Genomic DNA, 22,322 nt, shown 5'->3' on the forward strand with positions numbered 1-22,322 from the left:
TCCGCACCATGCCCATCAATGAACTGCGCGCCATCGCCACCTTTGCCAAGGCGGTCGAGCTGGGCAGCCTGCGCCAGGCGGCGCTGTCCCAGGGCGTGAGCCCCCAGGCCGCCAGCCAGGCGGTGGCCCATCTGGAGCAGCACCTGGGCGTGCGCCTGCTGCACCGGACCACGCGCAGCCTGGCGCTGACCGAGGAGGGCCAGCGTTTCCTGCAGGACACCCAGCCGGCGCTGGCCGCGCTGGACCGCGCACTGAACCTGGCACGCGACAGCCGCGAGGGCATTGCGGGGCCGTTGCGCATCGTGGGCCCCAAGTCCTGCTTTGCGCCCGTGCTGATGCCGCTGCTCGATGAGTTCTGCCGCCTGCACCCGGGCATCGTCCCCGATGTGCGGCTGGACGATGGCATAGGCAACTGGGTGCTGGACCGGGTCGATGCGGGGTTTCGCATCGGCGCCTCGCCCGATGAAAGCGTGATCGGGCGGCGGCTGTTTCCCGTGCAGCTCATCGTCTGCGCGGCGCCGCAGTACCTGCAGCGCCATGGCGTGCCCCGGTCGCTGGACGAACTGGCCGCGCACCGCTGCAGCATGTTCCGCCATGCGGCCACGGACACGGTGATGCCCTGGTACCTGCCGGTCGATGGCGAGCTCACGCACCGCTACCTGCAGCCGGCCCTGTCCACCAACGATGCCGAGCTGGAGCTGCATGCCGTGCTGGCCGGCCAGGTGCTAGGCCAGCTGTCCAACATCTGCGCGGCCGCGCACATCCGCGCGGGGCGCCTGGTGCCCGTGCTGCTGGCGCATGTCAGCGAGCACATCGGCCTGCATGTCTACTACGGCAGCCGCGACGCGCTGCCCCGGCGCGTGCGTGCCTTCATCGACCTGGCCGTGCAGCGGCTGCAGGACTGCCCGGACTATCTGCTGTCCATGGAAGAACTGGAAAGGGCGGCGGCCGCAGGTGCCGCCGCCCTTTCCGGGGGCTGACCGGGATCAGGTCCGGCCGTTCAGGCCAGATCGATCACGCCAGATCGATCACGCCAGATCGAACGGCAGCTTGCGCACGGGCTTGCCCGTGAGCTGCGCCACGGCGTTGGCGAAGGCCGGGGCCAGCGGTGGCAGGCCGGGCTCGCCCATGCCCGTGGGCGGCTCGGCGCTGGGCACGACGTGGACGGCGATCTCGGGCATGTCGGTGATGCGCGGCACGGCGAAGTCGCCGAAGTTGCTCTGCTCCACCACACCGTCCTTGAGCGTGATCGCCGCGCCGGGCAGGCACATGGACAGGCCCATCAGCGCCGCGCCCTGCACCTGCGCCTCGATGGTGCGCGGGTTCACGGCCAGGTTGCAGTGCACGCCGGCCGTGGCCTTGTGCAGCACCGGGCGGCCGTCCTTGACCGAGGCCTCCACCACATAGGCCACCACCGTGTCGAAGGACTCGTGCACGGCCACGCCCCAGGCACGGCCCGCGCGCAGCTGGCGCTTGCCGTAGCCGCTCTTGTCCACGGCCAGCTGCAGGGCCAGGCGATGGCGCGGGTGCTTGTCGCCGAACATCTGCATGCGGTAGGCCACGGGGTCCTGGCGGCTGCTGCGCGCGATCTCGTCGATCAGCGTTTCCATGACGAAGGCCGTGTGGGTCGATCCCACGCTGCGCCACCACAGCACGGGCACGTTGACCTTGGGGTGGTGCACGGTCAGGCGCATGGGCAGCGGATAGGGCTCGCGCATGCCCTCCACGGCCGTGGCGTCGATGCCGTTCTTGATCATGCCGCCCTCGAACATGGTGCCCGCCGTGATGGACTGGCCCACGATGGCGTGGTCCCAGGCCAGCACCTTGCCGCGTTCGTCGAAGCCGATCTTCGCGCGGTGCAGGTGCATGGGGCGGTAGTAGCCGCCCTTGATGTCGTCCTCGCGGCTCCAGACCATGCGCACGGGGGCGTTCAGGCCGGCGCGGCGCGCGGCCAGCGCCACCTGGCAGGCCTCGACCACATAGTCGCTGGTGCCCACGCCCCGGCGGCCAAAGCCGCCGCCGGCCATCTGCACGTGCACGCGCACCTGCTCGGGCTTGAGGCCCAGCACGCGCGCGGCGGCCATGCCGTCCACGCCCGCGAACTGCGTGCCCAGGTAGAGGTCGGCCCCGGCCTCGCCGGTCTCGCCCATCTGCACCGTGCAGTTGAGCGGCTCCATGGGCGCATGGGCCAGGTAGGGGAAGCTGAACTCGGCCTCGATATGGCGCGGCGCCTTGTCCAGCGCCGAGATATCGGCGTCGAAGTGGCGCGCGCCGGGCTGCGCGGCCAGTTCGCGGTACTGGGCCAGCTGGCGTTCGCTGTCCACCTTCTCCACGGCGTCGGTGTTCCATTGCGCCTTCAGCGCCTCGCGGCCCTTGCGCGCAGGCCAGTAGCCGGTGGCGATCACGGCCACGCCTTCGCCGCCACCGTCCACGGGCACGCGCAGCACCGCCTTGACGCCGGGCACGGCACGCGCCGCAGCGTCGTCCAGCGAGGCCAGCTGTGCCTTGAACACGGGCGGGTGTGCAATCACCGCCGTCAGCTGGCCCGGCAGGTGCATGTCGATGCCGAAGCTCTGCTGGCCGCTGCTCTTGGCCCGGGCGTCGATGCGGCCCGTGGGCTTGCCGATCAGGCGGAAGTCCTTGGGATTCTTCAGCACGACGGTGGCCGGCACGGGCTGGGCCATGGCGGCCTGGGCCAGCTCGCCATACGACAGCTTCTTGCCGTTGGGGCCGAGCACGAAGCCCTCGCGCGTGCGCAGCGTGGCGGCGTCCACCTTCCACTGCGCGGCGGCGGCGGCCACCAGCATGGCGCGCGCACGGGCGCCCAGCTCGCGGTACTGGGTGTAGCTGTGCTTGAGGGCGGTGGAGCCGCCCGTCATCTGGATGCCGTAGCGCGGATCGGCATAGGCCGCATCGTTGCCGCCCAGGCGGGCGCGGACCTTGCTCCAGTCGGCGTCCAGCTCCTCGGCCAGCACCAGGGGCAGGGCGGTGTGCACGCCCTGGCCGAATTCCAGGCGGTTGATGGCCACGGTGACTTCGCCGCTGGGCGAGATCTCCACGAAGGAGGCGGGCTGCTCGGTGGGCTTGAGGCCGGCGGCCTCGCCCTTGCCCGGCGCCTGCGCCATGGCGGGAAACACGCCCAGGGCCAGCGAACCGGCACCGGCGATCTTGAGGAAGCTGCGGCGGGGGATCTGTGCAAGGGCTGGCGCGTCGGCGATGGCAGCAGCGGCCTCGCCACGGTTCAGGATGTGCTGCAGGGCGCGCGGCAGTTCGGCGGGGTTGAAGGTGGTCAGCATGCGGCGTTCTCCGTTCAGCCCAGGGTGCGCGCGGCATCGGCCACGGCCGTGCGGATGCGTGCATAGGTTCCACAGCGGCAGATGTTGCCGGCCATGGCCGCGTCTATCTCCTCGCCGCTGGGCTTCTTGCCCTTGGGCAGCGACTTGAGGAAGGCCGTGGCGCTCATGATCTGCCCGCTCTGGCAGTAGCCGCACTGGGCCACGTCGTGGCGCACCCAGGCATCGCGCACGGCGGTGCCCACGCGGTCGGAGCCCGAGGTCATGGCCTCGATGGTGGTGATCTGCTGGCCCGCGGCCGCCGAGATCGGCGTCACGCAGGAACGTATGGCCTGGCCATTCATGTGCACCGTGCAGGCGCCGCACAGCGCCGCGCCGCAGCCGAACTTGGTGCCGGTCATCTCCAGCGTGTCGCGCAGGGCCCACAGAATGGGCGTCTCGGGGTCCAGGTCCATGGAAACGGTCTTGCCGTTGATGGTGAGATCGGTCATCGCAGTCTCTCCTTGTTGTGGGTCAGTCAGGCAGGGGTGGGGTCCCCGCAGTAGTGTCGTGCGCAGCTGCGGCCCATGGAAGCCGGGCGCCGTCGAGGCGCGAATATAGAAAGAGGCCTTGCTTGCAACTAGTCCTGATTTGCTTGATGCATTGGCAAGTGCAAGTTGCGAATGGGATGAAGCGGTTGAGTCTCTGGAGTGTTTGGTACTGACGATGTATATACTTTGTTGGTATCTTCACAGGAGTCAATCATGCCCAAGGAAGCCGTTTTCACCATGAAACTGGAAGCCGAGCTGCGCGAAGACTTCATGGCCGAAGCCGCAGGCGAGGACCGGCCCGCATCCCAGGTCATGCGGGAGTTGATGCGCGACTACATTGAGCAGCGCCGCAAGGCCCGTGAATATGACGGCTATCTTCAGCGCAAGGTCGAGGAGGGACGTGCCTCCATGCGCGCTGGACTTGGCCGCTCGAATGAGGAAGTCGAGGCCGAGTTCGCTGCCCGGCGCCGTCAGGTTGCGGCAGACCGTGCGTGAAAGTCATCTGGACGCCGCAGGCGCAGCAGGATCGCGCCGATATCTGGGACTACATCGCAGCTGACAATCCTCGCGCAGCCTTGCGCATGGACCTGCTTTTCAGCGACGCAGCGGCCCGGTTGGCCGCGTATCCCAAGATGGGCAAAGCGGGCAGGATTGCCGGCACGCGCGAGCTGATCCCCCATGAAAGCTACCGCCTTGTCTATGAGATCGATGGCACGACGGTCTGGGTGCTGGCCCTGGTGCACACCGCGCGCCAGTGGCCGCCGTTGGAGGATTGACGAGGCGGTACAAGGTCTTGGCTGTTGAACGTATGATTTGAGAATAATTCTCATTCATAGATTTGCAACGTGTTCCAGTGGAATTCCAGATTCGACAACCAGCTGTGCCTTGCGGCCGGCTGCCGCATGACGCAGGAGCCTGTGGAGGTCCGCGCGCCGGTGTTCCAGGGCCTGCAGATCATCGTGGCCCTCAACAGCAAGGTGCAGGCCGGGGTCAACGGCCGTCTGATGGAGGTGTCCGATGCCGGGGTCTACCTGGTGCTGGCCACGGGCCTGCATGAGGGACTGGACCGCTATGAATCCCACAGCCTTCAGCGCTATGTGCGCATAGGCTTTGACGCCGAGGCGGCGGAGCGCCAGGGCTTCGGGCTCGATCTCATCGCGCGCAGCGGCCACCACTGCTTCAACGACAACGATCTGCTGGTATTGCGCCAGGGGCTGTCGGCCACGGCGCGTGCGCTGGCCACACAGATTCTGGTCTGCCCCTATCAGGGGCCCATGCGTGATCTGTTCCTCAATGCCAAGAGCCTGGAACTGTCGGCTGCCGTGCTCCAGCAGTGCCTGCCGGCGGCGGGCGCGCAGGGGGCTGGCGCCGAGCTGTCACGCGCCGATGTGGAGCGGCTTTGGCATGCGCGCGAGGTGGCCACGGCGCACGCTCGCAGTCCCCTGTCGCTGGCCGAGCTGGCGCGCGAGGCCGGCATCAACGAGCGCAAGCTCACGGCCGGCTTTCGCCAGCTGTTCGGCATGAGCGTGTTCGAGCACCTGCAGCAGCACAGGCTGGAGCAGGCCTACGGCCTGCTGACTTCGGGCGGCTCCTCGGTCACGCAGGTGGCGCTGGAGGTGGGCTACAGCATTGCGCATTTCTCGACGGCCTTTCGCAAGCGCTTCGGCATCGCGCCCAGCGAGTTGCTGCGCTGAGCCGTCTCCGGCGAGCGAAAGCCAAACTCCGGCCAGCGAAAGCGGCGAGCCTTCCTCTTGCCTACAGTCGAATGCAATTGATTTTCATTTGCTTCGAGAGGGTTGAATGTCGCTGCCAGATTCTGCGGACCGGGATGCCGGCCCGCCCCGTTTTTCCATCACATCGATCGCGCTGGCCGTCTGCGTCCTGGGCCAGTGCGCCCTGGCCCGGGCGGCCGAGGAAAGGCTGCCCGAGGTGCAGGTCACGGGCCAGGCGGTCAAGGACCGGCCCACCGAGCTGACGGGTGGCTACGCGGCCCCGGGCGTCTCGGTGGGAACCAAGCTGCCTGCCACGCTCAGGGAGACGCCGCATTCGGTCTCCGTCATCACGCGACAGCAGATCGAGGACCAGAACCTGCACACGCTGGACGAGATCATGGCGCAGACCCCCGGCGTGACCGTGGACCTGTCGGGCACGGGTGTCATTCCGGCCTTCTATGCGCGCGGCTATCCCATCGAGTACTTCCAGTACGACGGCCTTCCCGTGCAGACAGGCGGCGCTTCCTGGAGCCAGCCTGACATGGTGATGTTCGACCATGTGGAGACGCTGCGCGGCGCTGCGGGCCTGTTCAATGGCGCGGGCCAGCCCGGCGGCGTGATCAATCTGGTGCGCAAGCGTCCCACGGGCGACCGGCGCTTCACGGGCTCGCTGGGCCTGGGCTCCTGGAATGCGGCCCGTGCCGAGATCGACTACAGCACCCCGCTGAACGCCGATGGGTCGGTGCGTGCCCGCCTGGCGGCCGCGCACGACCAGCGCGACTCCCATGTGCGCTATGCCAGCAGCCGGCGCGATTCGCTGTACGGCATCGTCGAGGCCGACCTGGGATCGGCCACCACCGTCTCCTTGGGCGCCGGCCACCAGACGCGCGACTGGGTGCCGCCCATGATGGGCGTGCCGCGCTACGCCGACGGCGGCGACCTGGGGCTGGCACGCAGCACCTTCCTGAGCACGCCCTGGACGCACTGGGACTTCGAGGCCACCCAGGTCTTCGCCGACCTCAGCCATTCCATCAATGCAGACTGGCAGTTCAAGCTGGCGGCGGTCTCCGACCGCGAGTCCAGCGCGCTCAAGTACGCCTATGTCTCGGGCGCGGTGGACCGCGCCACGGGCCTGGGTCCCCGCCTGATGGGTGGCGCCAATGACTACGACAACGAACAGCTGTCGCTGGACGCCATGCTCAGCGGGGCCTGGCAGGCCTGGGGCCGGCGCCACGAGGTGGTGCTGGGCGCCAACTGGTACGACCGCGACGCGCGCTCGCAAGGCGGCAGCCTCCCGGGCTTTGGCGGCATTCCCGTCAATGTGTTCGACTTCGACCCGGCCGCCTACGCCGATCCGGGTGCCGTGCAGTGGACATCGGACTCGCGATCGCGCACGCGCCAGTACGGCATCTATGGTGCCGCGCGGCTGAAGCTGGCCGATCCGCTGACCCTGCTGCTGGGCGGTCGCTGGAGCTGGTGGCGCACCGACTCCGTCAACCAGCGCACGGGCGCGCAGACGGCGGACTACCGGCAGGACGGCCGCTTCACGCCCTACGCGGGCCTGGTCTTCGATCTGGACTCCCGCTGGTCGCTCTACACCAGCTATGCCGACATCTTCCGCGTGCAGAGCAACTACCGGGGCGAGGATGGCGGCGGACTGCCGCCCGTGGTTGGCGCCAACTACGAGGCCGGCATCAAGGGCTCGCTCAACGATGGCCGGCTGCAGGTGGCGCTGGCGGCCTTCCGCATCGTGGAGAGCAACCGCGCCGTGGCCGTGTCGCCCGTCATCGTGGACAGCTGCTGCTACGCCGCGCAGGGCAAGGTGCAGAGCCAGGGCTTCGACGCCGAGCTGGCGGGACAGATCGCCCCGGGCTGGCAGGCCATGGCCGGCTACACCTACAACACCAGCGAATACAAGCGCGATCCCAGCTATCAGGGCCAGTCCTTCAGGACCTTCAGCCCCCGGCATCTGCTGCGGCTGTGGACCACATACCGGCTGCCGGGCGCGCTCAACGCCTGGGATGTGGGCGGCGGCATCAACGTCCAAAGCGGCACCTACAGCGAGGGCGGCAAGCCCCTTGTTCGAGCCACCCAGGGCGGCTACGCCACGGCCAGCCTGCGCGTGGGCTACCGCATCAGCCCGCAGTGGAGTGCGGCGCTGAACGTCAGCAACCTGTTCGACCGCAGCTACTACACGCGCCTGGGCAGCGGCGGATTCGGGCCGGCCAACTTCGGCAATGTCTATGGCGAGCCGCGCAATGTGCAGGTGAGCTTGCGCGGCCGGTTTTGACCCCCTGAGCCGCTTTGCGACGGCAGCCTGAGGGGGACGGCAGCCTCGCTGCGGGGCGTTGCGGCCGGCTCAGGCCCTTGCTTGCTGTCCCAGGCTTTGGGGCGCGCCGGTTGCATTGGGTATGCCGGTAACGACTGAGAGAAGAAAACAGATGCAAATACAGACAGGAATGCGGCGCGTGTTGCGCGCTGCGGTGGCGGCGCTGGCGCTTTGGAGTGGGCTGGCCCAAGCCTTGACCGTGACGGACATGGCGGGGCGCAGCGTGCAGGTGCCGGACCGCGTGCAGCGCGTGCTGTTGGGTGAGGGACGCATGGTCTACACCATGGCCCTGCTGGAAGGCCGGCAGGCGGTGGAGCGCGTGGCGGGTTGGCAGGGGGATTTCCGCCTGCTCGATACCCAGGGCTATGCGGCTTTCTCCAAGGCCTTTCCTGCCATGGAGAAACTGCCGCTGGTAGGCGGCGCCACGCCCGAAAGTTTCAACGTGGAACAGGCCCTGGCCGTGCGTCCCGACGTGGCCTTCATGGCCGTCTCGGGCGGTCACGGGCCCGCGCCCGACAGCGAGGCCGTGCGCCAGCTGCAGGCGGCGGGCGTGCCCGTGGTCTTTGTGGATTTCAGCCAGCATCCGCTGACCCATACCGTGCCCAGCCTGCGCCTGATGGGCCAGGTGCTGGGCCGCCAGCAGCGCGCCGAGGACTTCATCGCCTTCTACGAGCAGCGCATCGAGCGCGTGCGCCAGCGTGTCGCGGCGGCGCGCCAGAAGGACGGATTCCAGCGGCCCGCCATCTTCATCGACATGCTGGCCGGTCTGCGCGACTGCTGCGGCTCGCCGGGCAAGGGCAATTTCGGGGAAATGGTGGAGCTGGCCGGTGGCGACAACATCGGCGCCGGCCGCATTCCCGGTCCCATCGGTACGCTGAACCTCGAATATGTGCTGTCGCGCGATCCTGCCGTCTATGTAGCCACAGGCGTCTTCGCCAGTGGCCAGGGCGGCGTGACGCTGGGCTACCAGGCCACGCCTGCCCAGGCGCAGGCCAGCCTGGCGACGGTGGCGCAGCGTGCCCAAACGCGCGAGCTGTCCGCCGTCCGAAAGGGGCGCGTGCACGGCCTGTGGCACATCTTCTACGACTCGCCAGAGCATGTGATTGCCGTCGAGGCGCTGGCCAAGTGGCTGCATCCCGAACTCTTTGCCGACATCGACCCGCTGCGCACGCGGCGTGAGCTGTACGAGCGCTTCATGCCGATTCCGATGACCGGCGTGCTGCTGACCGACCTGCCTTCCGGGGCCGGCCGATGAGCGCGGCCATGGAGGCCAGTGCCGTGGCGGCAGAGACGGGCGCTGCGGCGGCCGGTGCCGCGCAGCGCTACCGCCGCCGCCATGCCCGCCACGGGCTGGTGCTGGCGCTGCTGGCCCTGGCGCTGCTGGCCAGCCTGGCACTGGACGTGGCCACCGGCCCGTCGGGCATGGGGCTGGCACGGCTGTGGCAGGTGCTGGGCGATCCGGGCAGCGTGTCGCGCGTGGAGGCCGTCATCGTCTGGAACGTGCGCCTGCCCTATGCGCTGATGGCCGTGCTGGTGGGTGCGGCGCTGGCGCTGGCTGGCGCGGAGATGCAGACCGTGCTGGCCAATGCGCTGGCCAGCCCGTTCACGCTGGGCGTGTCGGCGGCCGCCGCCTTTGGCGCGGCCCTGGCCATCGTGCTGGGACTGGGCGTGCCGGGCGTGCCGGCGCAGTACGTGGTGTCTCTCAACGCCTTCCTCTTCGCGCTGCTGTCGGTGGGCCTGCTGTACGGGCTGGCCATGTGGCGCGGATTTGGCGTGCAAAGCCTGGTGCTGTTCGGCATCGCCCTGGTGTTCAGCTTCAACGCCCTGGTGGCACTGCTGCAGTTCGTGGCCGACCAGAACACCTTGCAGCAGCTGGTCTTCTGGACCCTGGGCAGCCTGGCACGCGCCTCCTGGGACCGGATTGCCGTCATGGCCGCCGTGCTGGCGCTGTGCCTGCCCTGGTCCTGGAGCCAGAGCTGGTCGCTGACCGCGCTCACGCTGGGCGAGGACCGCGCGCGCAGCCTGGGCGTGCCGGTCACGGCGCTGAGAGGCTGGGCGCTGCTGCGCATCAGCCTGCTGTCGGGCGTGGCCGTCTCCTTCGTGGGCACCATAGGATTCGTGGGGCTGATCGCACCGCACATCGCGCGCATGCTGGTGGGCGACGACCACCGCGTGCTGCTGCCGGCCTCGGCGCTGGCGGGGGCACTGATCCTGTCCATGGCCTCGGTGGCCAGCAAGACGCTGATCGAGGGCGTGCTGGTGCCCGTGGGCATCGTGACCTCGCTGGTGGGCATTCCCTTTTTCATGGCCATCGTTGCCCGCACGGGCCGGCAGGAGCGCTGAGCATGCCATTCCGCAACGCGCTGCATGTCAGCGATGTGCACATGGGCTATGGCGCAGCTCCCGTGCTGCGCGGTGCCACTCTGGGGCCCTTGGCTGCGGGTTCGGTCAACGCGCTGGTGGGGCCCAATGGCGCAGGCAAATCCACGCTGCTGCGCGGCATTGCAGGCTTGCAGCGCATGCGCGGCGAGGTGCGCCTGGGCACGGCGCTGCTGTCTTCCCAGCCGCCGTTGCAGCGCGCGCGCCAGGTGGTCTATGTGCCCCAAAGCCTGCCCGAACGCTCGCGACTGGCGGTGTTCGAGTCCGTGCTCAGCGCGGCCATGGCCGGCGAGCCCGCACAGGCGGCCCGTGGTTGGCCGTTGGTCGGCACGCATGAGGCCGAGACCGCCGTGGAGCAGGTGCTGCAGCGCCTGGAGCTGACGGCCCTGGCCGACCGGCCGCTGGCTGCGCTGTCGGGTGGCCAGCGCCAGATGGTGGGTCTGGCCCAGGCCCTGGTGCGCCGTCCGCGCCTGCTGCTGCTCGACGAGCCGACCAGCGCCCTGGACCTCTACCACCAGCACCGCGTGCTGGACGTGGTGACCGAGATCGCACACGAGCGGCAACTGGTGGTGCTGGCCGTGCTGCACGACATCAACCTGGCCATGGGCTGGGCAGACCGGATCATGGTGCTGGACCAGGGCCGCGTGGTGCGTGCCGGCAGCCCCGTCGAGGTGGTGGACAGCGCCCTGCTGCACGAGGTCTACCGCGTGCAGGCTGTCGTGGAAACGGTCAACGGCCGGCGTCTGGTCGCCGTGAGGCACGCGCTGGGCGGCCGTGGGCAGGAGCCGTCATGAGCACCTCGCTGGAACGTTGGATGGTGTCGCGCTCGCGCGCGCAGCTGGCGGCCACGGTGGCCTGCGGGCTGCTGGCCCAGGCCATGCTGGTGGTGCACGCGCTGTGCCTTGCTCGACTGCTGGCCCAGGCCATGGAGGGGGCGTCGCTGCATCCCTGGCTGGCGATCGGTCTGGCGGCCCTGGTGCTGCGCGGCGTCCTGGTGTGGCTGGAAGAGTGGTGGGCGCAGCAGGTGGGCATGCGCACGCGCGCCGTGCTGCGCGAACGCCTGCTGGCCCGGTTGATGCGCCTGGGGCCGGCCTGGGCTGCGGCCCGCCCCACGGGCGAGCTGCAGGCCACGCTGGTTGCGGCTGTCGATGCCGTGCAGGTCCATGCCAGCCGCCATGTTCCCAGCCTGCTGGGAGCCGTGCTCGGCTGCGCGCTGGCGCTGGGCGCCCTGGCCTGGGTGGATGCAGGCTGCGCGCTGCTGCTGGCCGTGTTCGTGCTGGGCCAGCCGCTGCTGGACCGGCTGTGGCTGCGCCGGCACATGCCCGGGGCCAGCGGCGTCATGGCGGCCCTGGCTGCCTTTGGGGCGCAGCTGCTGGACAGCCTGCGCGGCATGGAGACCCTTTGGGCCTTTGGCGCCTCGGCGCGTTGGCGCATGCGTCTGGCCGAACAGGCCGCCCGCCTGCGTGCCGAGTCCATGCACACGCTGCGCGCCACCTTGCTGCGCACCGGCCTGACGCGGTTCGTTGGCCTGGCCGGCATGGCCAGTGTCCTGGGGTGGGGCAGCTGGCAACTGGGCCAGGGCCGGCTGGATGCGGCATCGCTGCTGGCCGTGCTGCTGCTGTCGCGTGAGGCCTTCAGGCCGCTGGAGCGGCTGGAGAAAGCCTTTCATGCGGCTTGGGCCGCGCGCGACGGCCTGCATGCCATCGACGCGCTGCTGCACGCGCCGCTGCCCGTGCCTGAGCCGCAGCGGCCCGGGCCTGCTCCTGCAGACGGCCGCATCTCGCTGAGTGGGGTGTGCTTTGCCCATGACCAGGGGCAGGAGCCGGGGCGGCCCGAGGTGCTGCGCGGGCTGGACCTGGATATCGCCGATGGTGAATGGGTGGCGCTGGTGGGGCCTTCGGGCGTCGGCAAGTCCACACTGCTGTCGCTGCTGTGGCGCGCCGCCGATCCCCGGCGCGGCATGGTCTGCCTGGGCGGCCGGGACCTGCGGGAGCTGAGCCTGGCGCAGTTGCGCTCCAGGGTCGCCCTGGTCGCCCAGGACACGCTGCTGTTCAGCGGCAGCCTGGAGGACAACCTGCGCATGGCCAGCCCCCAGGCCTGCCGCCGCGACATCGAGGCTGTCCTGCGTGATGTGCAACTGGCCGATCTGGTGGACAGCCTGCCCCAGGGCCTGCAGACCGAGGTGGGCGAATTCGGCGCGCACCTGTCGGGCGGGCAGGCCCAGCGGCTGGCCCTGGCGCGTGCCTTGCTCAGGCGTGCGCCCGTGCTGCTGCTGGACGAGCCCACATCCAGCGCAGATCCACGCACGGAGCAGGCCTTGCTGCAGGTGTTGCGGCCATTGCGGGGCCGCCGCACTCTCGTCATGGCCGCGCACCGCCTGGAGACGGCGCGCGAGGCGGACCGCATCGTGGTATTGGAAAACGGCCGGGTGGCCGAACAGGGCACGCACGATGATCTGCTGCGCCGCGGCGGCCGCTATGCACGGCTCTGGGCGGCGTCGCAGGCCAAGAGGACGACGGAGGAGGCCGCATGATCCGAGATGAGCCCCGCAGCTGGGCCGGCCTGCTGGCGCCGGTGGCGTCGCACAAGCGCCTGCTGGCAGCGGCGTTGCTGGCCGCCGCGCTGGCGCAGGCTACCGTGGTCGGCTCCTGGGTGCTGGCTGCCTGGATTGCCGGACAGGCCGCCATGGGCGCGCCGTGGACTGCGCTGCAACCGGCACTGGGCGCATTGGCCTTGACGGCGCTGGTGGCCGCGCTCAGCCAATGGTGGCAGGCCCATGCCTCCCATGCACTGGCGTTTGCGTTGATAGAAACACTGCAGCTGGGCATCTACGACGGGCTGGAGCGGGGCGCAGGCAATGCGGCCGGTCCGCAGCGCAGCGGCGACATCGCCGCCACGGCCACGGCCGATGCCGAGCTGATGGAGCACTTCTACGCCCACATGCTGGGCGAGCTGTCCGGCGCCCTGTGCGTGCCGCTGGCGGCACTGGGCCTGCTGGCCTGGCTGCATCCGCTGCTCGCCCTGGCCTGGCTGCCCTTTGTTGCCTTGCCGGTGCTGCTGTCCTGGTGGCTGGCCGGCAAGGCGCAGCGGCAGGCCAGGGCGCTGGCAGCGGCCCAGGGCGAACTCAATGCCGATGTGGTGGAAGGCCTGCGCGGGCTGCGTGAACTGGCGCTGCTGGAGGCCGGCCCGCGCTGGCTGGCACGCATGCGTGCCAAAGCTGCGGCGCTGTCCCCGCAGGTGCGCAGGCATGCGTCGCTTGCTGCGGGCCAACTGGCCACCGCGGACCCGTTGCCGGCCGTGTCGGCCCTGGCCATGGCTGCCGTGGCCGCCTGGCTGTTGGACCAGGGACACATCGATGCCGCTTGGCTGCCGGCCGTGGTGGTACTGGCCGGCATGGCGCTGGCGCCGCTGGCCGAAGTGGCGCAGGCCGCGCGCAGGCTGGGCGATGTGAAGGCTGGTGCCGACCGCATCGTGCAACTGCTGCGCCAGCCCCGGCGCATTGCGGACAGCGGAACCCGTGAGGCGCCGGCCACGGCGTCGCTGGACTTCTGCGGTGTGCATTGGCAGCGTGGCGGCGTACCCGTGCTGCGCGGACTGGACCTGTCCCTGCGGCCTGGCGAAATGGTGGCCCTGGCCGGCGCGTCCGGCGCCGGCAAAAGCAGCTGCGTGCAGCTGTTGCAACGCCTGGGCGAGCCCGACGCCGGCAGCCTGCGCATGGGCGGCATGGACATCCGTGAATTGCCGCTGGCCGTGCTGCGGCAGCAACTTGCCGTGGTCCGCCAGGAGGTGCATTTGTTCGACATCTCCATCGCCGACAACATCCGCCTGGGCCGGCCTGACGCCAGCGATGACGAGGTACAGCAGGCCGCCATGCTGGCGCAGGCCCATGGCTTCATCAGCGGGCTGCCGCAAGGCCATGCCACGCGCTGTGGAGAACAAGGCATGCGCCTGTCGGGTGGCCAGCGCCAGCGCATCGCCCTGGCGCGCGCGCTGCTGACCGGTGCTCCCGTGCTGGTGCTGGACGAGGCTTCCTCCCATCTCGACAGCGAAAGCGAGCAAGCCCTGCTGCGCGCGCTGGACGCCTTGCGCGAGCACCGTACCGTGCTGCTCATCGCCCACCGGCCCGCCATGCTGGCCCGCGCCGACCGCGTGGTCCTGCTGGAGGGCGGCCGCATCGTGGAGCAGGGCACCCACCGGGAGTTGCTCGCGCGCCAGGGCGCCTATGCCAGCCTGATGGCAGCGGATGCCTGATCCCTCAGTGCACAAACCCACCCTTGATGAACCGCACGGGTTCGGCATCCATGCGAGCGATCAGGGCCCCGAGGCCGTCGGATGAGCCGTCGGGTGAGCCATCGGACGGGCCGGCGGTTGCCGCAGCGGCCGTCGTCGCCTCGACCGTCGTCCTCGCGGGCGTGTCCGTGCGGCAGACCAGGTCGTCCTCCGACCAGCCCTGGGCGCCCGGACGCGATAGCGCGCGCAGCCAGCCGCTGCGGTCGCCCAGCCATTGCATGCCCTGCAGCTGCTCCGAGCCGCTGAGCAGGGCCATGGCCTGCCAGGCGCGCGGGTCGTTGACGGTGCAGTCCAGGGCGCTGGCGGCGCGGTTGCCGCCATCGGGTGACAGCTGCAGGCTGACCAGGCGCGGGTCTTCCTGCACCGGGCCGCTGCCTGCCACCACCCTCAGCCGCTGTTGGCGGCTTTGCCAGGTGCTCAGGCGGCGTGCGGGCTGGCCTGCGCACTGCACGGCCATGTCGGGAAGGCCCACGGGATAGGGCCAGCTGCCGGCGATCTGCAGCATCTGGCCTGCGGCGCGGGCCTTCATGAAGTCGATCAGGGCCCAGGCGTCGTCGCTGGACAGCCGGTCGGCCTGGCCGTGTGCCCGTGCGCCGTCGCCAGACTCCACGGGGCGGCGGTCATGAAGAATGGCCCAGAGCAATTCCCCATCGGCGCGGCGCCACAACAGCGGGCTGGTGAAGTTGGGGGGCCAGACCGGCTGGCTGGCGGCCAGCGGGCCGTGGCCCCGGCCATCGGGACCGTGGCAGGCCGTGCAGTGCTGGGCATAGACGGCGCCGCCGCGCGCAATGCTCTCCACGCTGAAGCCCGTGGGCGAGGCATGGAAGCTGGTGGCATGCGCGGGCACCAGGATCAGGTCGGCACGCGGCCAGGGGGCCAGCAGCAGGGCGAGCACGGCCAGCGCGGTCAGCACCAGGGCCGGCAGGCGGATGCGGCGCAGAACCAGGGCCAGCACCAGCAAAACGATGGCGGTTGCCACGGCCGCCAGCGACCACAGCAGCCCCCGGGCCTGGCCCAGGTCGATCAGCAGGTTTTCGCCGGACAGGCGCAGTGCCCAGGGCCAGGCAGGCTGGCCGTCCACCGTGCCGGCCAGGCCCAGGCCATGCAGCAGCTGCAGCAGGCCGACCTGGGCCTGCTGCATGGCGCCGATCAAGGGGTTGAGCCAGTCGGGGGAGTCGCTGCGTTGCATCGGAGGCGGGCGCTACCAGGTCTGGTCCAGGCCCAGGTGGCGCAGGGCCTCGTGGCGCAGCTCGGACAGGCGGGCGTGGCCGCGCTGGCGCGGGTAGGGCAGGTCCACATCGATCTCGGCCACGATGCGGGCGGGCCGCTGGCTGAAGACCAGCACGCGGTGGGCCAGGAAGAGGGCCTCTTCCACATCGTGGGTGACCAGCAGCACGGAAAAGCCTGCGCGCTGCCAGATCTTGAGGATCTCGCTTTGCATGGCCAGCCGCGTCAGCGAGTCGAGCTTGCCCAGCGGCTCGTCCAGGATCAGCAGGCGCGGGTCGTTGACCAGGGCGCGCGCCAGGGCCGCGCGCTGGGCCATGCCGCCCGACAGCTGGTGGGGATGGCTGTCCGCGAAATCCTCCAGTCCCACCAGGCGCAGGGCCTCGTCAACGCGGTGCGCCTGGCTGTCCAGCAGTCCGCGTGCCTGCAGGCCCAGGGCCACGTTGCCGCGCACCGTGCGCCAGGGAAACAGCGTGGGGTCCTGGAAGACGACGATGCGCGAGGGATCGGGCTCGGTGATGGCCGTGCCGTCCTGCGCCACGGCGCCGGCCGTGGGCGCGTCCAGCCCGGCCACCAGGCGCAGCAGCGTGGACTTGCCGCAGCCGCTGGGGCCCAGCAGGGCCACGAACTCGCCAGGCCGCACCTGCAGGCTGACCTCGTCGAGCACCTGCAGCGCGCCCTGCCCCTGGCCGAACCAGTGGCTGACGGCCTGCACATCGATGGCCGCGCCGGCTAGGGCCGCCCCGGCGATGGCGGGCGTGGCTGCGGCGTTGGCGGCGTGTTCTGCGGCAATCACCATTTGACGGTTCCCTTCTGCCACGACAGCGTGCGGTCGCGCACGGTGAACAGCAGCGTGATCAGGCCCGAGCACAGCACGGCCATGACCAGCAGCGCCGTGTACATGTTGGCGTAGGCTGCCCAGCCCTGGGCCCACTGCAGATACCAGCCCAGGCCGGCCTTCACGCCCATCATCTCGGCCGTAATCAGCACCGAGAACGAGGCGCCCAGCCCCATGAACAGGCCCACGAAGACCTGTGGCAGGGCGGCCGGGATGGCCACGCGCAGCACCAGGAACCAGGGCGATGCGCCCAGCGTGCGCGCCACGTCGTAGTAGCTCTTGCTGACCGATGCCACGCCCGACCAGGTCAGCACGGCCACCGGAAAGAACGTGGCCAGCGCCACCAGGAACACGGCTGCCGAGTAGCTGGACGGCGCGAAGAAAAAGGCCAGCGGCAGCAGGGCCGAGGCGGGCACCGGCCCCAGGAAGCGCAGCAGCGGATGCACCCAGTAGCCCGCGATGCGCGACCAGCCTATCCACACGCCCGTGAGAAACCCGATCACCGCGCCGAACACGATGCCGTTGAGCAGCAGCCGCAGCGAATACAGCGTGGACAGGCCCAGGCGCTGCCAGTCCTCATGGACCACGTCGATCAGGCTTTGCGGTGGTGCAAAGAAGGGCGGCGGCAGCGCGCCGAGCTTGGCCGTCAGCGTCTCCCACAGCGCCAGCAGCAGCGGCGCCGCCACCAGCCAGGCACCGGCCGGGCGCAGCCAGCGGTCGATGCGCCGTGCTGCCCGTACGGGTCGCACAGGCAGCACGGCCGATGCCAGCAGCAACAGGGCCACGATCAGGGCGGCAATGCCGAACTCCTGCGTGAACGCCCATTCGCTGAAGCCGATCTCCTTGTTGGGCCACAGCAGGGTCAGCATGCCCAGGCCGGCCCAGGCGGCGGCGGCCAGCAGGCCGGTGCGCCAGGGGCCGGCCTTGCGCGTGCCCTGCGCCTGTTCCCGCTCCAGGCCGGGTGCGGCATCCGTGGCGCCCAGGCGCCAGCGTGGTCTTGCGGTGCTCATGCGAGGACGTCCAGCGTGATGTGGCTGGCAAAGCGGCCAGGGTCGGTCTGCTTCTTGAGCACGCCGGCCGTGCGGAAGTCGGCCGCAAAGGCCTGGACCTCGTCGCGCAGCGGCTTGCCGTGCGGATGGTGCTTGAAGGTCAGCTCGGCCAGCAGGCGCTGCAGGTCCTCGACGGGCACCTTGGGCGAGTACTTGGCAAAGATCTTCGCCGTTTCGTTGGGGTTCTCGGCGATGTAGTCCGAGGCCTGGGTCAGCGCGCGCACCACGCTGGCCGCTGCGGGCTTGTTGGCCCGGGCGAACTTTGCGCCTGCGCCGATCACGCAGCAAATGCTTTCGGCGTACTCGTTCTTGGCGCTGTTGCCCAGTTCGAGGAAGGTGCCGGGGTTGCGTTTCTCGATCAGGTAGAGATTCGGGTCGCCGTCGGCAATGGCCTGGATCTCGCCCTTCTTGGCGGCCACATCCAGCAGGTCGGCCGGGTAGACGCGCCATTCGATGTCCTTGTCCACATCCAGGCCGCGCTTGGCCAGGTGGATGGAATAGAACTGCTTGGCCGGGCTGTTGAGGTCGGCCACGCCGATGGTCTTGCCCTTGAGCGTGCTGGGGTCCAGCGTGACGCCGGCCGACTTCAGGCCCACCAGGCGCAGGCAGCCGCCGTGCACGCTGCCGATGAGCTTGACATCCAGCCCCGCCTCCAGCGGCTTGATCCAGCGGTGGATCAGGCCCGCGCCCGCATCGGCCTTGCCCGTGGCCAGCGCCTCCAGCAACTGGTCGGCCGAGCCGCCCCAGTTCAGCAGCTCCACGTCCAGGCCGTTGCGCTCGAAGAAGCCGCGCTCCAGCGCCACGGGAATGGGCGAATGGCAGAAGCTGGCCTGGCTCCAGGCAAAGGTGATCTTCTGGCGCGGCTGCGCCCCGGCGCGGCCGCTGAACCAGGCGGCCGATCCCAGCGCGCCGGCTGCGGCGCCGGCGCGGATCAGGGTGCGGCGCGAGAGCGAGGGCTCGGATGCCTCGGGAGCATCGAGCGCCCCGAAAGCACCGCAATCGGCGCCATGGGCGCAGCGGCTGTCCTGGGTCCTGTCGATCTCGGTCTGGGTCTTGCGGGTCATGGAACTCCCTCCAAAGCAGTTTCGGGACTGCCGATGCTGTCCGCTGAGTGCCGTGTTTCCAACGACGCAAAACGCGCATCCATATGTGCGTGGCAACTAGGAAGGGCGCGGCCCGGCGACATGCGCAAACCGAATAAGCGAACGCGTTTTTCTTCGTAGTGCGCAGGGCGCGGGCTTCGAATAATGGGCTGCATCGACCACTCATACGGAGTCCATGCATGACCTCAGCGACCGGCACCGAGTCCGCCCCGCACGACGCAGCCAGTGATGCGCTGTGGCAGCAGGACACCCAGGCCCTGCACGCCGGCTACCGGGGGCGCGAGCAGCAGCGCAGCGCGGCCGTGCCCATCTACCAGAGCACCTCCTTCGTGTTCGACAGCGCCCAGCACGGCGCCAACCTGTTCGGCCTGGTGGAGGAGGGCGATGTGTACTCGCGCACGGCCAACCCCACGCTGGCGGTGCTGGAGCAGCGCATTGCGGCTCTCGAAGGCGGCGTGGCCGCGCTGGCCCTGGCCTCGGGCATGGCCGCCATCGACGTGGCGCTGGCCACGCTGGCCAGTGCGGGCGACCATGTGGTCGTGGCCTCGCAACTGTATGGCGGCACGCACAACTTCATCGCCCATGTGCTGGCCTCGCGCGGCGTGCAGAGCACGGCCGTGGCCAAGGATGATTTCCAGGCGTTGCGCCGGGCGATAGGGCCGCGCACCAAGGCCGTGTTCGTGGAGTCCGTGGGCAATCCATCGGGCGGCATTGCCGACCTGCGCCAGCTGGCCGACGTCAGCCATGCGGCCGGCGTGGCGCTGGTGGTGGACAACACCGTGGCTTCGCCGCTGCTGCTGCGGCCCTTCGACTGGGGCGCCGACATCGTCGTGCATTCGGCCACCAAGGCCATCGGCGGCCACGGCAATGTGCTGGGCGGGCTGATCGTGGACAGCGGTCACTTCGACTGGGTGGCGCACGCGGGGCGCTACCCGCAGTTCAGCGCACCCGAGCCGGCCTACCAGGGCTTTGTCTTCACCGAGAAATTTCCCGACCGGGCCTTCATCGCGCGGGCCCGTGCCGTGCTGCTGCGCAACTGCGGCGCGGCGCTGGCGCCGCACAGCGCCTTCCTGCTGCTGCAGGGCCTGGAGACGCTGGGCCTGCGCCAGGAGCGCGCCAGCCGCAACACGCTGGCCGTGATCGATTTCCTGCAGCGCCATCCGTTGGTGGAGCGCATACACCACGCCAGCCAGAGCGGCCACGCCGACCACGCGCTGGCCCTGCGCCAGCTGCGCGGCGGGCATGTGCCGGCGCTGCTGGGCTTCGAGCTGCGCGGCGGCCGGCCGGCGGCGCGCGCCTTCTATGACGCGCTGCGCCTGTTCCTGCGCCTGGTCAACATCGGCGACAGCAAGTCGCTGGCCGCCATTCCTGCCGAGACCACGCACAGCCTGCTCAGCGACGACGAACTGGCGCGCGTGGGCATTGCGTCCGGGCTGGTGCGCCTGTCCATCGGCATAGAGCATCCGCAGGACCTGCTGGCCGACCTGGCGCAGGCGCTGGACCAGGCGCAGGGCCATGCGGTGTTGGCTGCCGAACGCGAACAAGACCGCGAACAAAACAGCGAGCAAGACCGCGATCAGCGCCTGGCGGCCTGAGCGCCCCTTCCTTCCCACTTCCCTGGCAGCACAGCATGAGCACCTTGACAGCATCCACTCTCGACGCGCCCGCCGCCAAAGCGGCAACCCCGGCCCTGCCCGTCATCGATCTGCAGGCTCTGCGCGACCCGGCCACGCAGGCCCAGGCGCTGCGCCAGCTGGCGCGCACGGCACGCGACACCGGCTTCTTCTACCTGGAAGGGCACGGCATAGGGCGGGACGCATGGCAGGGCATACAGCGGCGCGCCCGCGAATTCTTTGCGCAGCCGCTGGCCGACAAGCAGGCGCTGGCCATTGCCAACACGCGGCACTTCCGGGGCTATACGGCCGTGGGCATGGAGATCACGCGCCAGCGGCCCGACCAGCGCGAGCAGATCGACCTGGGCGAGGAGTCGCCCGAGATTCCCGCAGGCCCCGGCGTGCCGGACTGGAAGGGGCTGCAAGGCCCCAACCAGTGGCCGCAGGCCCTGCCCGGGTTCCGCGAGGAAGTGCTGGCCTGGCAGGCGGCAGCGCATGGCGTGGCGCTGGAGCTGCTGCGCCACTTCGTGGCCGCGCTGCAGCTGCCCGAGGGCGCGCTGGACGCCCTGGTCAGCGGCCTGCCTGCGCACCGCATCAAGATCATCCACTACCCGGGCAGCGAGCTGGGCGCAGCAGGCCAGGGCGTGGGCGCGCACAAGGACGGTGGCCTGCTGACACTGCTGCTGCAGGACGAGGTGGGCGGGCTGCAGGTGGAGACGCCGGCCGGCTGGGTCGATGTGCCGCCGCGCGACGGGGCCTTCGTCATCAACATCGGCGAGATGCTGGAGCTGGCCACCAACGGCTATCTGCGCGCCAACGTGCATCGCGTGCTGGTGCCGCGCGCGGGCGTGCAGCGCTACTCCATCGCCTACTTCCTGGCGCCGCGCCTGGACCTGGGCCAGGTGCCGCTGCTGACCCTGCCGCCCGAGCTGGCCGTGCTGGCCACGGGGCCGCAGAGCGACCCGGACAACCCGCTGTTCAGCCATGTGGGCGAGAACGCGCTCAAGGGCCGCGTGCGCTCCCACCTGGATGTGGCCCAGCGCTTCTATCCCGAGCATTTCGCCCGCCTGCAGGCCCAGGCCCGCGCGGCCGGCCGTGAGTTGCACCCTGGTGCCTATTGATTCTTGAAAGGACTGTGCGATGGACAAGCGAGTATTTCTGCGGGGACTGGCGGCGGGGGCCTCGGTGGCGGCGATGTCAGGCGCCATCCGGGCCGCGCAGGCCGGCCCGCTGCGCGTGGGCGTGCGCGGCGGCGTGGACGAGGAAATCTGGGAGGTGGTGACCCGCGTGGCACGCGAGCAGGGGCTGCAGGTCAAGCCCGTGGTCATCAGCGGCGCGGCCAGCCCCAACGAGGCGCTGAACAACGGCGACATCGAGGCCAACTCCTTCCAGCACGTGCCGTTCCTGCGCGACCAGAACCAGCAGCGCGGCTACAGGCTGGTGGCGGCGGGCGACACCTACATCTCGCCCATCGCCTTCTATTCGAAAAAGCACAAACGCCTGGCCGACCTGCCCGCTGGCGCGCGCCTGGGCATTCCCAACGATCCCAGCAACCAGACGCGCGCGCTGGTGGTGCTGCAGGACCAGGGCATCCTGAAGCTGCGCGAGGGCTTCGACCCCTTCAAGGGCACGGCGGGCCTGGCCGACATCGTCAGCTACCAGAAGAAGGTGCAGCTGGTGGAGGCCGCCTCGGTGGTGCTGGCGCGCTCGCTGGACGATCTCGATGCCTCGGCCATCGTCAACAGCTTTGCCTACCAGGCCGGGCTCATCGCCACGCGCGATGGCATTGCCGTCGAAAGGCGCGAGCGCAATCCCTACGTGAACATCATTGCCGTGCACGAGCGCGACCGCGCTGCACCCTGGGTCGCGGCCCTGCTGCGCGCCTACCAGTCCGAGCCCGTGCGCCAGTTCATCGTGAGCAGGTACCAGGGCTCGGTGCTGCCGGCCTTCTGAGGCGTGTAA

19 protein-coding genes are annotated in these 22,322 nt (G+C 70.0%); 13 read left to right on the forward strand and 6 right to left on the reverse strand.

Annotated features, from left to right (window positions below; all coding sequences use genetic code 11):
- The first annotated feature begins 8 nt into the window (after positions 1 to 8).
- Positions 9 to 980 (forward strand): LysR family transcriptional regulator, encoded by a 972-nt coding sequence (locus tag BW39_RS12990; protein WP_012207421.1) that lies wholly within the window; start codon positions 9 to 11, stop codon positions 978 to 980.
- A 48-nt stretch (positions 981 to 1,028) separates the two neighbouring features.
- Here the strand turns inward: BW39_RS12990 and BW39_RS12995 are convergent, their stop codons facing one another.
- Positions 1,029 to 3,296 carry a xanthine dehydrogenase family protein molybdopterin-binding subunit gene (locus tag BW39_RS12995; RefSeq protein WP_043822140.1) on the reverse strand — a complete coding sequence of 756 codons (2,268 nt, stop codon included), beginning with the start codon at positions 3,294 to 3,296 and terminating at the stop codon, positions 1,029 to 1,031.
- 14 nt (positions 3,297 to 3,310) lie between these two features.
- Entirely contained in the window at positions 3,311 to 3,784 is a 474-nt protein-coding gene (locus BW39_RS13000) for a (2Fe-2S)-binding protein (protein ID WP_043822142.1), read from the reverse strand.
- A 252-nt stretch (positions 3,785 to 4,036) separates the two neighbouring features.
- Between BW39_RS13000 and BW39_RS13005 the strand changes: the two genes are divergently transcribed.
- From BW39_RS13005 to BW39_RS13045, 9 genes are all read left to right on the forward strand, one after another.
- Positions 4,037 to 4,318, forward strand: coding sequence for a CopG family ribbon-helix-helix protein (locus BW39_RS13005; protein WP_043822143.1), 282 nt, complete (start codon positions 4,037 to 4,039; stop codon positions 4,316 to 4,318).
- Positions 4,315 to 4,599, forward strand: coding sequence for a type II toxin-antitoxin system RelE/ParE family toxin (locus tag BW39_RS13010; protein WP_043822145.1), 285 nt, complete (start codon positions 4,315 to 4,317; stop codon positions 4,597 to 4,599). The genes BW39_RS13005 and BW39_RS13010 overlap by 4 nt, the downstream gene beginning before the upstream one ends.
- Positions 4,600 to 4,668: 69 nt before the next feature.
- The gene (locus tag BW39_RS29790) at positions 4,669 to 5,517 is read left to right on the forward strand and encodes a helix-turn-helix transcriptional regulator (RefSeq protein ID WP_052155328.1); all 849 of its coding nucleotides are present in this window, start codon (positions 4,669 to 4,671) and stop codon (positions 5,515 to 5,517) included.
- A 106-nt stretch (positions 5,518 to 5,623) separates the two neighbouring features.
- Positions 5,624 to 7,825, forward strand: coding sequence for a TonB-dependent siderophore receptor (locus tag BW39_RS13020; protein ID WP_043822147.1), 2,202 nt, complete (start codon positions 5,624 to 5,626; stop codon positions 7,823 to 7,825).
- A gap of 151 nt (positions 7,826 to 7,976) precedes the next feature.
- The gene (locus BW39_RS13025; RefSeq protein WP_043822149.1) at positions 7,977 to 9,119 is read left to right on the forward strand and encodes an ABC transporter substrate-binding protein; all 1,143 of its coding nucleotides are present in this window, start codon (positions 7,977 to 7,979) and stop codon (positions 9,117 to 9,119) included.
- Positions 9,116 to 10,207 carry a FecCD family ABC transporter permease gene (locus BW39_RS13030; protein WP_081816194.1) on the forward strand — a complete coding sequence of 364 codons (1,092 nt, stop codon included), beginning with the start codon at positions 9,116 to 9,118 and terminating at the stop codon, positions 10,205 to 10,207. Before BW39_RS13025 ends, BW39_RS13030 begins: the two co-directional genes overlap by 4 nt.
- 2 nt (positions 10,208 to 10,209) lie before the next feature.
- Positions 10,210 to 11,037: an ABC transporter ATP-binding protein gene (locus BW39_RS13035; protein WP_043822151.1), complete on the forward strand. Its 828-nt coding sequence runs from the start codon at positions 10,210 to 10,212 to the stop codon at positions 11,035 to 11,037.
- Positions 11,034 to 12,776 (forward strand): ABC transporter ATP-binding protein, encoded by a 1,743-nt coding sequence (locus tag BW39_RS13040; protein ID WP_043822153.1) that lies wholly within the window; start codon positions 11,034 to 11,036, stop codon positions 12,774 to 12,776. The genes BW39_RS13035 and BW39_RS13040 overlap by 4 nt, the downstream gene beginning before the upstream one ends.
- The gene (locus BW39_RS13045; protein WP_043822155.1) at positions 12,773 to 14,494 is read left to right on the forward strand and encodes an ABC transporter ATP-binding protein; all 1,722 of its coding nucleotides are present in this window, start codon (positions 12,773 to 12,775) and stop codon (positions 14,492 to 14,494) included. Before BW39_RS13040 ends, BW39_RS13045 begins: the two co-directional genes overlap by 4 nt.
- A gap of 4 nt (positions 14,495 to 14,498) precedes the next feature.
- Here BW39_RS13045 and BW39_RS13050 read toward each other — a convergent pair whose 3' ends face one another.
- From BW39_RS13050 to BW39_RS13065, 4 genes are read right to left on the reverse strand one after another with little or no spacing between them, the layout of a single operon-like run.
- Entirely contained in the window at positions 14,499 to 15,722 is a 1,224-nt protein-coding gene (locus BW39_RS13050; RefSeq protein ID WP_043822158.1) for a c-type cytochrome, read from the reverse strand.
- 12 nt (positions 15,723 to 15,734) lie between these two features.
- Positions 15,735 to 16,556, reverse strand: a complete 822-nt coding sequence (locus BW39_RS13055) for an ABC transporter ATP-binding protein (RefSeq protein WP_043822160.1) — start codon at positions 16,554 to 16,556, stop codon at positions 15,735 to 15,737.
- Entirely contained in the window at positions 16,550 to 17,605 is a 1,056-nt protein-coding gene (locus tag BW39_RS13060) for an ABC transporter permease (protein ID WP_043822163.1), read from the reverse strand. Before BW39_RS13060 ends, BW39_RS13055 begins: the two co-directional genes overlap by 7 nt.
- On the reverse strand, positions 17,602 to 18,708 hold the full coding sequence (locus BW39_RS13065) for an ABC transporter substrate-binding protein (RefSeq protein ID WP_012207415.1): 1,107 nt from the start codon (positions 18,706 to 18,708) through the stop codon (positions 17,602 to 17,604). The genes BW39_RS13060 and BW39_RS13065 overlap by 4 nt, the downstream gene beginning before the upstream one ends.
- A gap of 218 nt (positions 18,709 to 18,926) precedes the next feature.
- Here BW39_RS13065 and BW39_RS13070 point away from each other — a divergent pair, with 218 nt between their 5' ends.
- Genes BW39_RS13070 through BW39_RS13080 form a run of 3 tightly spaced genes read left to right on the forward strand, consistent with a single transcriptional unit; the run spans position 18,927 to position 22,313 of the window.
- Positions 18,927 to 20,342, forward strand: a complete 1,416-nt coding sequence (locus BW39_RS13070) for an O-acetylhomoserine aminocarboxypropyltransferase/cysteine synthase family protein (RefSeq protein ID WP_043822166.1) — start codon at positions 18,927 to 18,929, stop codon at positions 20,340 to 20,342.
- 35 nt (positions 20,343 to 20,377) lie between these two features.
- Positions 20,378 to 21,481, forward strand: a complete 1,104-nt coding sequence (locus tag BW39_RS13075) for an isopenicillin N synthase family dioxygenase (protein WP_043822168.1) — start codon at positions 20,378 to 20,380, stop codon at positions 21,479 to 21,481.
- 19 nt (positions 21,482 to 21,500) lie between these two features.
- Positions 21,501 to 22,313, forward strand: a complete 813-nt coding sequence (locus tag BW39_RS13080) for a MetQ/NlpA family ABC transporter substrate-binding protein (protein ID WP_013800723.1) — start codon at positions 21,501 to 21,503, stop codon at positions 22,311 to 22,313.
- Positions 22,314 to 22,322 lie beyond the last annotated feature (9 nt).

This window comes from Delftia sp. RIT313, assembly GCF_000632165.1.
Lineage (GTDB): Bacteria > Pseudomonadota > Gammaproteobacteria > Burkholderiales > Burkholderiaceae_C > Comamonas > Comamonas acidovorans.